This window comes from Nocardia cyriacigeorgica (genome assembly GCF_005863245.1).
GTDB classification, from domain to species: domain Bacteria; phylum Actinomycetota; class Actinomycetes; order Mycobacteriales; family Mycobacteriaceae; genus Nocardia; species Nocardia cyriacigeorgica_C.
In genome coordinates, this window is the sequence record NZ_VBUT01000001.1 from 63379 (window position 1) to 75721 (window position 12343).

Consider the following 12343-nt stretch of genomic DNA (forward strand, 5'->3'; position numbering starts at 1 on the left):
TGAGCAGGAAAAACGGCACAAGAGCGAACGTTCGGGTGGGTTACCCACCTGGAGGTAGGTCGGCCGGTCGGGCGGCTGCGAAAGACCCTCGAGGTGATGGGCATCACGCCGATAACCGCCGGCAGGGTGTCCCAGGCCACTCGTACGCCGTATGGTCGCCGTGTGAACGACTGCGTCTTCTGCCGCATCGTGGCGGGTGAAGCTCCGGCGACCAAGGTGTACGAGGACGACACCCTGTGCGCGTTTCTCGACATCCGCCCGATCGCACGCGGCCACACCCTGGTGATCCCCAAACGTCACGCCACCGAACTCGAGGACCTCGATCCCGACACCGGCGCCGAACTGTTCCGCGCCGGGCATCGGCTGGCGCTGGCGATCCGGCGCGGCGGGCTAGCCGCCGACGGCGCCAACCTCATCCTCAACGACGGCACCGCGGCCTTCCAGACCGTGCCGCATGTGCACCTGCACGTGGTGCCGCGCCGGCACGGCGACAAGCTGCGCTTCGCCGCAGGATTCCTGCTGCGCCGCCCACACGACGCCGCCTCCACCGCCGCCGCCATCCGCACCGGCCTCGACGCGCTCGACGCCGCGCCCGAAACCACCTCGGCCGCAAACGAACTCGACAACGATCAGACCAGCACGGGGGAAGGACCCGCACCACGATGACGGACACGCCGAATCAGGCCGAGCTCACCGCACTGCTGCCGGAGCAGTGGGACGCCATCGCCACCCTCGTCGACGGGCTGGACGAGCATGTGTGGCGCGGCCCGAGCCCACTGCCGGGCTGGACCATCTTCGATGTGGTGGCCCATGTGGTCGGCACCGAGTCGTTCCTGCTCGGGGAGAAGCCACCCGCCCGCGACCGCTCGCAGCCGGAGATCGACGTCCATTCGCTGCCGCACGTACGCAACGAGACCGCGGTGTTCAACGAGATCTGGATCCAGCGGCTTCGCCCGCTCACCGGATCCGCACTGCTGCAACGATTCCGCGACGTCACCGAGCGCAGGCGCAAGGCGCTGGCGGCGATGGACGAGACGCAGTGGCAGGCGCAGACCCAGTCGCCGATCGGGCCGGTGAGCTACGGCCGCTTCATGCGGGTGCGCCTGTTCGACTGCTGGATGCACGAATTGGATATCGCCGACGCGCTCGGCGTGCGCGTCGACGAGGGCGGGCCGCGCGGCGAGCTGGCGTTCCAGGAGTTCGCGCAGACGGTGCCGCGGGTGATCGCCAAGGTCGGCAAGGCTCCCGAAGGATCGCGGATCGCCTTCGAATTGACCGGGCCGCTGGCGCGCACGCTGCGGATCGCGGTCGAGGGCCGGGCCCGCTATGTGGACGCCTTCGACGGCCCGCCGACCACGACCATCACCCTGGATTCCGGCCTGATGGTCCGCCTCGGCGGTGGCCGGGTCACCGCCGATTCGCGGATGGGCGAGATCGGTTTCGCCGGTGACGACGAACTGGGCAGGCGGCTGGTGCGCACCCTCGCCTTCACCATCTGAGCCGATGCGACTGTTCCTGGCGTCCTACCGTTTCGGCGCGCACGTGGACGTGCTCGCCGCACTCGCCGGGCCGCCGGGACGGGTCGCGGTGATCGCCAACGCGTGCGACGCCTGGCCGCAGGCCCGCGCCGCGGCGGTGACCAGTGATCTGGTGCCGCTGCGCACGCTCGGCTATCGCCCGGAGGAAGTCGACCTGCGCGAATACGCCGGTCGCGCAGAGGCATTGGCGCAGCGGCTGGCCGAGTTCTCCATGCTGTGGGTGCGCGGGGGCAACACGTTCGTGCTGCGGGCGCAGTTCGCGCGCAGCGGCGCCGATGTGGTCATCCCGCGGCTGCTCGCCGCCGACGCCCTGGTGTACGCGGGCTACAGCGCGGGGGCGTGCGTGCTCGCGCCCGATCTGCACGGCCTGGAAACCGCCGACGATCCCGCCGAGGTGCTACCGGCCTGCGGCATCGAAGCGCGCTGGGACGGCCTGGGTTTGATCGACCGGCCCATCGTCCCGCATATCGATTCCGCCACCGACCCCGACGGCGACAGCAACCGGCTGGCCGCCGCCTACCGCGCCGCGGGCATCGAGCACTGGGCGCTCACCGATGACGATGTGCTCGTCGTCGACGGAGACACGGTGCGACTGTTCCAGTGACCCGACGGCACCCGCCGTCTCGCCGCGGACCCCGCCGGGCTGACGCGCGTCGCCGCTGGTCCGCCGTCACGTCACGTCGGACGCGGGTTCGGAGCGCCGGCGAAAGACCACCCAGCGCATCGCGCTGTACATATAGACCGCCTCACAGGCACCCGCCGCCAACCTGGACAGGTGGTACTCGAAGCCCAGCTCCGTCAGCCCGGTGCTGACGCCGAGAATGAAGGCCAGATAGTTGATCAGCACCACCACCGCGTACACCACGGCCTGCCTGCCGATCGGGGCGTGCGAGTGGAAGTTGAAGGTGCGGTTGAGCAGGAAGGCCAGCCCGAAGGCGCACACATAGCCAACCGTGACCGACAGCCACAGCGGCAGCCCGAAACCACTGTGCAGCGTGGTGAGCAGCACCAGGTCCACGCCGAAGGTGAAGCTGTTGATCAGCGCGAATCCGAGGAATGTCGGCGCGACGATGCGGTCGAGCCCCCACGGCAGTCGCGCGACCACGGCCTCGCACAGGCGAGTGAAACGCTCGGCCAGGGTGTCGGCGGCGACGGCCAGATCATGCACGGCGGCCAGCGTGCCAGCGGCAGGTGGAGCCGAAGTTATCAGCTGGGAGAGCCGAAGTTATCAGCTGGTAGGCCCAGATGATCAGCGGGCAAACGCGCTGGTCAGGCCATGCGGGCGTGGGTACCCGAGCTGCCGTCGTCCAGCGCCGCCCACGCGGTGAGGCAGCGGCGGCGGGTGACGTCGTCGGCCTCGGTGAGCAGGGCATCCAACAGCACCCGCGGATCCTCGCGCCACTGCGCGGTGACCGTCGCGACGGTGTCGGTGCCGAACATCCCGGACCGATCCAGTGCCAGCGCCCATTCGGCGTGCTCACCCGCGTGTACGCGGCGCAACGCCGCCGGATCGACCCCGCCGTCGACGAACTCGGCGGAGAACATCGCGGCCACCAGCTCCCGGCAACTCTGCGGTTCGACTCGCATCAACGCCATCCCTCCGCCCGACCAGTGCACGAACCCCGACAGCTGATTGTCGCCCCACGACCCACCGCGCGGCCACTCCGGCGCGCGACATCACATTCGGTGGCTTGCGCTCGCGGGCATGGCCCTAGTGTTATCGGCGTGGACCTGCACGATCTGATCGACTCCCTGCCCGACGGCACCGTGGTCACCGACCCCGATCTACTCGACGGCTACCGGCACGACTGGGCCCGCGACCCCGACGCCGGCACCCCGCTGGCGGTGGTCCGGGCGAGCAGCACCGCCGATGTCGCGGCGACCCTGCGCTGGGCGCATGAGCGGCGGGTGCCGGTGGTGCCGCGCGGTGCGGGCTCGGGGCTGTCCGGCGGGGCGACCGCGGTGGACGGCGGGATCGTGCTCAGCACCGAACGCATGCGCGAGATCACCGTCGACCCGGTCACCCGGACCGCGGTGGTACAGCCGGGCCTGCTCAATGCCGAGGTCAAGCGGGCTGTGGCCGAGCACGGGCTGTGGTATCCGCCGGATCCGTCGTCGTTCGAGATGTGCTCGATCGGCGGCAATGCCGCGACCAACGCGGGCGGGCTGTGCTGTGTGAAATACGGCGTCACCACCGATTACGTGCTCGGCATGGAGGTCGTGCTGGCCGACGGCACCCCGGTGCGGCTCGGCGGGCCGCGGTTGAAGGATTCGGCGGGCCTGTCGCTGACGAAGCTGTTCGTCGGAAGTGAGGGCACCCTCGGCGTCATCACCGAACTCACCCTGCGGCTGCTGCCCGCGCAACCGCCGCAGAGCACCGTGGTCGCCTCCTTCGGCACGCTCACCGCGGCGACCGAGGCGATCCTGTCCATCACCGGTGCGCTGCGCCCGGCCATGCTCGAGTTCATGGACACCGTCGCGATCAACGCGGTGGAGGACGAGATGCGTATGGGCCTGGACCGCGAGGCCGCCGCGCTGCTGGTCGCCCGCTCGGACGCGCCGGGCGCGTTCGCCGCGCACGAGGCCGAGATCATGGTTGCTGCCTGCGAGAAGGCCGGCGCCACCGAGGTCTTCCACACCGAGGACCCGGAGGAAGGCGAGGCGTTCACCGCGGCCAGGCGATTCGCCATCCCCGCGGTGGAGCGGCTCGGGCCGCTGCTGCTCGAAGACGTCGGCGTTCCGCTGCCGCGCCTGGGCGATCTGGTCAACGGCATCGCCGAGATCGCCGAACGCAACGATGTGATCGTCTCGGTGATCGCGCACGCCGGCGACGGCAACACCCATCCGCTGATCGTGCACGACCCCACCGATCCGGATATGACCGAGCGCGCGCACCGGGCCTTCGGCGAGATCATGGACCTGGCCATCGCCCTGGGCGGCACCATCACCGGCGAACACGGCGTCGGCAGGCTCAAGAAGGCCTGGCTGCCCGATCAGCTCGGCCCCGACGTGATGGCGCTGACCGCCCGCATCAAGGACGCGCTCGACCCGCACGGCATTCTCAACCCCGGCGCCATCCTGTGATCGAATCGACGACATCCGGAACAACCGCGCCGGAGAAGGAGTTCCACCCCGATATGACCACCAGGCTCGAACACAATGTCGCCGATACCCGCTTCGAGATCTACATCGACGACACCCTCGCCGGCTACGCCGATTACTCCGAACGCGAGGACGCCAGGGTCCGCGACTTCCACCACACCATGACCTTCCCGGAATTCCGTGGCCGCGGCGTGGCCGCCCAGGTGGTCGAATACGCACTCGCCGATTCCCGCGAACACGGCTTCTCCGTGGTCCCCACCTGCTGGTATGTGGACCAGTACATCGGCTCGCACCCGGAGTACGCCGATCTGGTGAGCTGAGCGGCAATCGCCGGGTCAGCCCGCGCGGGCGATGGTGCGGAAGACCTCGAAGGTCTCCGTCTCGTCCTGTGAGGTGCCGTAATCGCTGAGCTTGACGATGACGGTGCCGCTGGGCGGATCGACCCAGATGTACTGGCCGTAGACGCCGACCGCCGACAGGTCGGCGCCGTCGCCGCCGTCCGGATGCCACCACTGCGCCGAGTACCCCTCATCGGAGACCCGATGCGGTGAGGGCGTGCTGATGCGCTCGATCCAGGCCGGCGGCACGATCTGCTGCTCGCCAACCCGGCCGCCGTCGGCGACCAGCTGCCCGATCTTGGCGAAATCGCGGGCGGTGGCATTGAGACAGCAGAACGCCTTCTCCTGGCCGCCCTCGCGATCGAGATTCCACAGGGCGTCGTCCACCGCGCCGATCGGCGCCCAGATATCGCGGGCCAGCAGTTCACTCAGCGAGGTGCCGGTGACCCGCGCCAGCGCCATGCCCAGCAGCTGGGTGTCGACGCTGCGGTAATCGCCGGTGCTGCCCGGCGGGAAGATCAGCGTGCGATGCCCGTCGACGAACTCGGCCAGATCGGTGGTCAGGTACATGCGGGCGGTGCCGGTGAACGGCGCCCACTTGTTGTAGTTCTCCGAAACGTCGATGCCCGAACTCATATCGAGCAGATCGCCGATGGTGACCTTGTCGTAGTCGGCGCCGGTGGCGAGCTCGGGCAGCAGATCGACCAGCCGGTCGTCCTCGCTCATCTGCCCGGCCTCGATGGACCGGCCGATCAGCAGCGACACCACCGATTTGGCCACCGACCAGGACGACTGTTTCGTGGTCGGTCCGACGCCGTCGCGGTACCACTCGTGGATCATCACCCCGTCGCGCAGCACCACGAACGAGTTGGTCTTCGTGGTGTCGAGGAACTCGGCCACCGGGATCCGCGCACCCTTCCACGGCACCGTGTCCGGTAGCGGCGCTTCGGCTTTCGGCAGCGGGCGCGGATTCGGCGAAGCGGGAACGGTGCGCGAGGCGAACAACTCACCCTGAGTCGAGGGCGGTGCGAACATCAGCTGCGCCAGCGTCGGCGGAGAGGGCAGCGACATGATGGCCGTGGCGCCGAACGCGGCGGCGATCAGCAGCACCAGCGTTGCCGCGAAACCCACAGCCGCCCGGAGTAGGTATCGACGTCTGCGTGACGGCTGTGGTGCCGGCTCGTTCATGAACGGTCCTCGCTATCGGTTCCATCGGCGAGACCGGCGTTCACAACGGCCGAGAGCGCCGCGCTCATCGTATCCGGGGCGCGCAGGGCGAGCCGGGCGACGGGTGGGCAGCGACCGATGGGCGCATATACGGCTATACGGAAGGAAAGCCCCGTGCGATCGAACCGATGTGGTCCGATCGCACGGGGCTTTCCCGTCGAGCGCTACCGGCCACTCGGCCGGCGGTTCTCAGCCCTTGAGCAGGGCGCGGCTCATCACCAGACGCTGGATCTGGTTGGTGCCCTCGTAGATCTGGGTGATCTTCGCGTCGCGCATCATCCGCTCCACCGGGAAGTCGGTGGTGTAGCCGGCGCCGCCGAAGAGCTGGACGGCGTTGGTGGTGACTTCCATGGCCACATCGGAGGCGAAGCACTTGGCCGCGGCGGAGATGAAGCCGAGGTTCTGCTCGCCACGCTCGGCACGCGCGGCCGAGGTGTAGACCATCAGGCGGGCCGCTTCCACCTTCATCGCCATGTCGGCCAGCATGAACTGGGTGTTCTGGAAGTCGGCGATGGCCTTGCCGAACTGCTTGCGGTCCTTGGTGTAGGCGATGGCCGCGTCCAGCGCGCCCTGGGCCAGGCCGACGGCCTGCGCGCCGATGGTGGGACGGGTGTGGTCGAGGGTCTGCAGCGCGGTCTTGAAACCGGTGCCCGGCGCGCCGATCATCCGGTCGCCGGGAACGCGACAGTTCTCGAAGTAGAGCTCGGCGGTGGGCGAACCCTTGATGCCCAGCTTGTGCTCGAGCGGGCCGACGACGAAGCCTTCGTCGTCCTTGTGCACCATGAACGCCGAGATGCCGTTGGCGCCCTTGTCGGCGTCGGTCACGGCCATCACGGTGTACCAGGACGACTTGCCGCCGTTGGTGATCCAGCACTTGGAGCCATTGATGACCCAGTCGTCGCCGTCCTGCTTGGCGCGGGTGCGCATGCTCGCCGCGTCGGAGCCGGCCTCACGCTCGGACAGCGCGTAGGAGGCCATCTCACCGTTGACGATGTCGGGCAGCACCTTCTGCTTCAGCTCCTCGGAGCCGTTGAGGATCAGGCCCATGGTGCCGAGCTTGTTGACCGCGGGGATCAGCGAGGAGGAACCGCAGACGCGGGCGACCTCTTCGATGACGATGCAGGTGGCGACCGAGTCCGCGCCCTGGCCGCCGTAGGCCTCGGGCACGTGCACGGCGTTGAAGCCGGCCGCGTTGAGCGCGGTCAGCGCCTCTTCCGGGAAGCGGGCGTTGCCGTCGACGTCCTTGGCGTGCGGCGCGATCTCCTTCTCGGCCAGGCCGCGGATGGCCGCACGCAGCTCATCGTGGAAGTCCTCGAGCTTGAACAGGTCGAAATCGGGGTTTCCCGCCATCGGGCACGCTCCTGGTCGTGTGTGAAAGCTGCGGTCCTTTCCGGACACACAGACTGGTCCGGCACTCAGTGCCACGTCGTTGCCGAGTATACGCGCCGAACTCGCGCTACCGGGAGGGACCGCGTGGCACTGAGTGTCAGGATCAGCTGTGTGGCTGGTCACAGATTACCGAGACGGCGTTCGAGCAGATCGGCGACCCGGCGCGGCGGCAGATCGCGCGGGAACACCGCGAGCACCATCTCGTCGGATCCGGGCCGCTGCGCACCGCGCGGGATCGCGGCCAGCTCGACCCGCAGATCGGCCGCACCTGCATCGGATTCCCCGCGCACCATGCGCCGCAACAGATAGTTGTGCGTCGCGGTGACCGCGGCGGTGAACTGCACCCGCGCCAGATCCGAGGCCTCCGGCTGCCGTTCGCGCAGGAAATCGGTGAACAGCCGCTCGTACCGGAACACCGTCACGATCTCGCGCTCGCGCAGCGCCGGCACCCGCCGCACCACCCGATACCGGCGCGCGGCGATATCGCGCCACTGCGTGAACCGCTCGAACACGCCGACCACCGCCGAGCACACCGCGTCCCACGGGTCCTCGTCGCTGGCCGCCAGATACTCCCCCGCCGCCGCCAACTGCGCCTCGTGATCGGCGAAGATCACATCTTCCTTGGACCGGAACTGCCGGAAGAACGTGCGCCGCGAGATACCCGCCGCCTCGGCGATCTCATCCACCGACGTCGACTCATACCCCTGTTCGGCGAACAATCGCAGGGCCACATCCACCACGGCCAAGCGGAACCGAACGGTATCGTCACCCGCTTTGACCCGCGCCGTCTCGTCGGTCGTCATCGTTTCACCGTATCGAGCACGGGCACGTCGATCGAGTTGCCGACGGCCGTCCGGCACCGCGGCGCCCGGTGCCGGACGGCCCGTCCCGCTACTTGACGCCGATCGGCTTACCGAAGAACGAGGCGAAGGTTTCGCCGAAGGTCGCCGCGAGCATGGCGGCGCTCGGTGGATCCAGCACCATCAGGCCTGCGTCGAAGGTGCTGCACCCCGGCTGCGCGGGCACGCCCTCGAGCCGGTCACGCAGCCACAGCAAGGCCATCGGCGCACCGGATACCGCGGTGGTCAAGTGCTCGGCCGCATGCTCGCGGACGTACTGGACTTGAGCCTCGGGGTTGCGGCAATAGGTGTCGACCATCGTGTTGACCGGGCCGACCGGGATGAGCTCGTCCGGATTTCCCTGCCAGATGAACATCGGCATGTCCGGAACGGACTTACCCATCCGGGTCTTGTCGATCACGTCCCGAACGACCGGATGATCCAGCGGGTCGCCGTCCACCCGCAGCATGCCCTTGATGTTGAGGAACGGGAACAGCGCCGTGTTCCACTGGACGCACAGGTTGCTCTTCACCTGTGCCAGCCCCCGCCCGAGCGGGTCGAGATCGCGGTCGAGCAGGGCCGCGAACTCGGGATACTCGTTGGCAAGACCGAGCACGGCCGCCATGATCATGCCCGACCAGGCCTGGCCGTTGCCGACCTGCAGGACGTTGCCGAGATCGGCGGGCACACCACCCTCGGCCGCGCCGACGATATTCAGTTCAGGGGCATAACTCTGCTTCAGCTCGGCAGTATGCCCGGTCGCGATCGCACCGCCGGAGTAGCCGAACAGGCCGATCCGGGCATCGTCGGTGATCCGCATCGGCTCGAATCCACGCGCCGCGCGGATACCGTCGAGGGTGATCCGTGCGGCCAGCGGACCGGCGGCGAAGGCATTGTTCGGGCCCTGATGGTCGGGAATCACCACACCCCAGCCCTGTTGCAGGGCACCCTGCGCGATCAGGAATTCGGCCGGTGCGACGACCTGACCGAGGAATGCGGCCGCCGACCACTGCTGCACGGCGTACGACGGGGAGCAGTAGGCGGCCAGCGAGTCCTCGGCGAGCTGCATCGACACCAGCTTGTCCGGCGCCGATCCACGCGGCTTCAGCACCGTCGCCACCGCCGGGATCGCTTCGTCACGGGTGTTGTTCGATCGGTAGGACACCTGCCACGCGTCGACGTTCACCGGGATCAATCCCGCGTTCGCGACATTCACCTGCCGCGCCGCGATGATCTCACCCGGCATCTTGGACGCCACGATCTGCGCGGGCGGGTAGTAGAACTCGCGGTCCAGTTCCGGCGGCAGCGGCACCGCGGGTGCCGGCCGCACGTCGACGGGATCAGCCGCCGCGCCGCCAGGTACCAGCAATGCCCCCACGGCCACGGCCCCGGCCGCCAGGACGGCCAGGCGATGAGAAACCCGCTCCCAAGAGCTCACGCTCACTCCATTTCCTCACACGTCAGACACCGCCGTCTAACATTGTGGAGAGAATGGCACGCAGTGACGCGGATCGCAAATTTCTGCGATAGAGCTCCGGCTCACAGCGCCCGGGTGGCGCCGCGCCGGCCCGCACCTCGACGCGATGTGAACGACCGCTCAGCCGAGCAGCTTGCGGCGCAGCGCCTCGTCCTTGTCCAGCACCATCTGCTCGAGTCCGGCCTGGAACTGCCGCATGCGCTCGAGCAGGGCCGGGTCGTGGGCGGCGAGGATGCGGGCGGCGAGCAGGCCCGCGTTGCGGGCGCCGCCGATGGAGACGGTGGCGACCGGGACGCCGGCGGGCATCTGCACGATCGACAGTAGCGAGTCCATGCCGTCCAGATATTTCAGCGGGACCGGGACGCCGATCACCGGGAGCGGGGTCGCGGAGGCGACCATGCCGGGCAGGTGGGCGGCACCGCCCGCGCCGGCGATGATGACCTTGATGCCGCGCCCGGCCGCGTCGCGAGCGTAGTCGAGCATGCGCTGCGGGGTGCGGTGCGCGGACACCACGCCGACCTCGAAGCGGATCCCGAACTCGGCCAGTGCCTCGGCGGCGGCCTCCATGGTCGGCCAGTCGGAGTCGCTGCCCATGATCAGGCCGACTGCCGGGCCCTGCTGCTCACTCATGCGGATCCCATCCGTCGGTCCATACGGCGTGCGACATCCAATGCGCCGCCCGCTCGGCCTTCTCCCGCACCGTGGCGACATCGTCGCCGAGCACGTTCACATGCCCGATCTTGCGATCCGGGCGCTCCCCCTTGCCGTACAGATGCACCTTCGCGTCCGGCATCCGGGCGAACAGGTGATGCAGCCGCTCGTCCATCGACATGGCCGGAGCCTCGGGGGCGCCGAGGATATTGGCCATGACCGTCACCGGCGCCAGCGGGCTGGTGTCGCCGAGCGGGTAGTCGAGCACCGCGCGCAGATGCTGTTCGAATTGGCCGGTGCGGGCGCCGTCCATGCCCCAGTGCCCGGAATTGTGCGGGCGCATGGCCAGCTCGTTGATCAGCAGCGTGCCGTCGTGGGTCTCGAACAGCTCCACCGCCATCGCGCCGACCACACCGAGTTCGCTGGCCAGCGCGAGCGCCATGGTCTCGGCTTCGGCGCCGACCTGCTCGGACAGCTCCGGCGCGGGCGCGATGACGACCGCGCACTGCCCCTTGCGCTGCACGGTCTCCACCACCGGCCAGGTCGCGGCCTGCCCGAACGGCGAGCGCGCCACCATCGCCGACAGCTCCCGCTTCAGATCCACCCGGGCCTCGGCCAGCAGCCGCACCCCGTGCGCCAGCTGATCGGTGACGATCCGCTCGGCCTCGGCAGCGTCCTCCGGCATCCACACGCCGCGCCCGTCGTAGCCGCCGCGCACCGCCTTGACGACGATCGGCCAGCCCTGTTCGGCGCCGAACTTCACCGCGTCGGCGGGCTCGGTCACCTCGACGAACGCGGGCACCGGCAGCCCCATGCTCGACAGCTTCATCCGCATGGCCAGCTTGTCCTGCGCGTAGAGCAGCGCCGACGGCGGCGGCTGCACATTCACGCCCTCGGCGACCAGCGTCTCGAGGTGTTCGGTCGGCACATGCTCGTGATCGAAGGTCAGCGCGTGCGAACCGACCGCGGCGGCGCGCAGCGCGGCCAGGTCGGTGTGACTGCCGAGGACGACGTCGGGGCTGACCTGCGCGGCCGGATCGGTGGGCCGCTCGGCGAGCACCCGGAGGCGCTGGCCCAGTGCGATGGCGGCCTGGTGCGTCATGCGCGCGAGCTGGCCACCGCCGATCATGGTGACGGTCGGCATTGCCGAAGGATCGAAGGAACGTGCGCTCACGTCGGTCAATACTGTCATGTCCGGTGCGAATGACCGCTACCGGTACACTCGGGCCTTGTGTCATTCGTCGACGACGTGGTCAGCGTCCTTCCCAAGCCTGCGCAGGAGATCGCGTATCGCCACCGTGAGCTGATCAAGTTCGCGATCGTCGGCGCGACCACCTTCGTCATCGACAGCGGAATCTTCTACGCCCTGAAGTGGACGGTACTGGCCGAGAAGCCGGTCACCGCCAAGATCATCGCGGGCGTGATCGCGGTGATCGCCTCCTACATCCTGAACCGGGAATGGTCGTTCAAGAACCGCGGCGGGCGCGAACGCCATCACGAGGCGCTGTTGTTCTTCGGCGTCAGCGGCGTCGGCGTGGTGCTGAGCTTCGTCCCGCTGTGGATTTCCAGCTATGTGTTCCATCTGCGCCAGCCCGATGTCAGCTTCCTGGTGGAGAACATCGCCGACTTCGTCAGCGCCTACATCATCGGCAACCTGCTGCAGATGGCGTTCCGCTTCTGGGCCATGCGCCGCTGGGTGTTCCCCGATGAGATGGAACAGATCATGGAAGAGTTCGAAGAGCTCGTCGAGGAAGAGCGCCGCCTCGGCCATCAGGGCTGAGC

14 protein-coding genes are annotated in these 12343 nt (G+C 68.7%); 6 read left to right on the top strand and 8 right to left on the bottom strand.

Translation table 11 applies throughout. The annotated features are described in order from the left end of the window. Nucleotides 1-162 precede the first annotated feature (162 nt). From FEK34_RS00310 to FEK34_RS00320, 3 genes are read left to right on the top strand one after another with little or no spacing between them, the layout of a single operon-like run. Nucleotides 163-666: an HIT family protein gene (locus tag FEK34_RS00310; RefSeq protein WP_138445889.1), complete on the top strand. Its 504-nt coding sequence runs from the start codon at nucleotides 163-165 to the stop codon at nucleotides 664-666. Then, nucleotides 663-1499, top strand: coding sequence for a maleylpyruvate isomerase family mycothiol-dependent enzyme (locus FEK34_RS00315; RefSeq protein WP_138445890.1), 837 nt, complete (start codon nucleotides 663-665; stop codon nucleotides 1497-1499). Before FEK34_RS00310 ends, FEK34_RS00315 begins: the two co-directional genes overlap by 4 nt. 4 nt (nucleotides 1500-1503) lie before the next feature. Next, nucleotides 1504-2142 (top strand): Type 1 glutamine amidotransferase-like domain-containing protein, encoded by a 639-nt coding sequence (locus FEK34_RS00320; RefSeq protein ID WP_138445891.1) that lies wholly within the window; start codon nucleotides 1504-1506, stop codon nucleotides 2140-2142. 66 nt (nucleotides 2143-2208) lie between these two features. On the opposite strand, the gene FEK34_RS00325 is transcribed toward FEK34_RS00320, so the two are convergent. Continuing rightward, nucleotides 2209-2706, bottom strand: a complete 498-nt coding sequence (locus FEK34_RS00325) for a GtrA family protein (RefSeq protein WP_171047985.1) — start codon at nucleotides 2704-2706, stop codon at nucleotides 2209-2211. 101 nt (nucleotides 2707-2807) lie between these two features. Next, nucleotides 2808-3125 carry a hypothetical protein gene (locus FEK34_RS00330; protein ID WP_249358722.1) on the bottom strand — a complete coding sequence of 106 codons (318 nt, stop codon included), beginning with the start codon at nucleotides 3123-3125 and terminating at the stop codon, nucleotides 2808-2810. A gap of 138 nt (nucleotides 3126-3263) precedes the next feature. Here FEK34_RS00330 and FEK34_RS00335 point away from each other — a divergent pair, with 138 nt between their 5' ends. Next, nucleotides 3264-4622 carry an FAD-binding oxidoreductase gene (locus FEK34_RS00335; RefSeq protein ID WP_432760913.1) on the top strand — a complete coding sequence of 453 codons (1359 nt, stop codon included), beginning with the start codon at nucleotides 3264-3266 and terminating at the stop codon, nucleotides 4620-4622. After that, entirely contained in the window at nucleotides 4622-4960 is a 339-nt protein-coding gene (locus FEK34_RS00340; RefSeq protein WP_324192580.1) for a GNAT family N-acetyltransferase, read from the top strand. Before FEK34_RS00335 ends, FEK34_RS00340 begins: the two co-directional genes overlap by 1 nt. A 15-nt stretch (nucleotides 4961-4975) precedes the next feature. Here FEK34_RS00340 and FEK34_RS00345 read toward each other — a convergent pair whose 3' ends face one another. The 6 genes from FEK34_RS00345 to FEK34_RS00370 all read right to left on the bottom strand — a co-directional run bounded on the left by FEK34_RS00345 (nucleotide 4976) and on the right by FEK34_RS00370 (nucleotide 11753). Next, nucleotides 4976-6109, bottom strand: a complete 1134-nt coding sequence (locus FEK34_RS00345) for a serine hydrolase domain-containing protein (RefSeq protein ID WP_138445894.1) — start codon at nucleotides 6107-6109, stop codon at nucleotides 4976-4978. A 285-nt stretch (nucleotides 6110-6394) separates the two neighbouring features. Then, entirely contained in the window at nucleotides 6395-7555 is a 1161-nt protein-coding gene (locus FEK34_RS00350; protein ID WP_138445895.1) for an acyl-CoA dehydrogenase, read from the bottom strand. A gap of 158 nt (nucleotides 7556-7713) precedes the next feature. Continuing rightward, nucleotides 7714-8397, bottom strand: coding sequence for a TetR family transcriptional regulator (locus tag FEK34_RS00355; protein ID WP_138445896.1), 684 nt, complete (start codon nucleotides 8395-8397; stop codon nucleotides 7714-7716). An 88-nt stretch (nucleotides 8398-8485) separates the two neighbouring features. Then, a complete protein-coding gene (locus FEK34_RS00360; protein ID WP_349292397.1) occupies nucleotides 8486-9871 on the bottom strand; it encodes a lipase family protein in 1386 nt (461 codons plus the stop codon). 159 nt (nucleotides 9872-10030) lie between these two features. Continuing rightward, nucleotides 10031-10540 carry a 5-(carboxyamino)imidazole ribonucleotide mutase gene (gene purE, locus FEK34_RS00365; protein WP_014349342.1) on the bottom strand — a complete coding sequence of 170 codons (510 nt, stop codon included), beginning with the start codon at nucleotides 10538-10540 and terminating at the stop codon, nucleotides 10031-10033. Continuing rightward, nucleotides 10533-11753: a 5-(carboxyamino)imidazole ribonucleotide synthase gene (locus FEK34_RS00370; RefSeq protein ID WP_283206576.1), complete on the bottom strand. Its 1221-nt coding sequence runs from the start codon at nucleotides 11751-11753 to the stop codon at nucleotides 10533-10535. Before FEK34_RS00370 ends, purE begins: the two co-directional genes overlap by 8 nt. A 39-nt stretch (nucleotides 11754-11792) precedes the next feature. Here FEK34_RS00370 and FEK34_RS00375 point away from each other — a divergent pair, with 39 nt between their 5' ends. Beyond that, nucleotides 11793-12341 carry a GtrA family protein gene (locus FEK34_RS00375; protein WP_014349340.1) on the top strand — a complete coding sequence of 183 codons (549 nt, stop codon included), beginning with the start codon at nucleotides 11793-11795 and terminating at the stop codon, nucleotides 12339-12341. The last annotated feature ends 2 nt before the right edge of the window (nucleotides 12342-12343 follow it).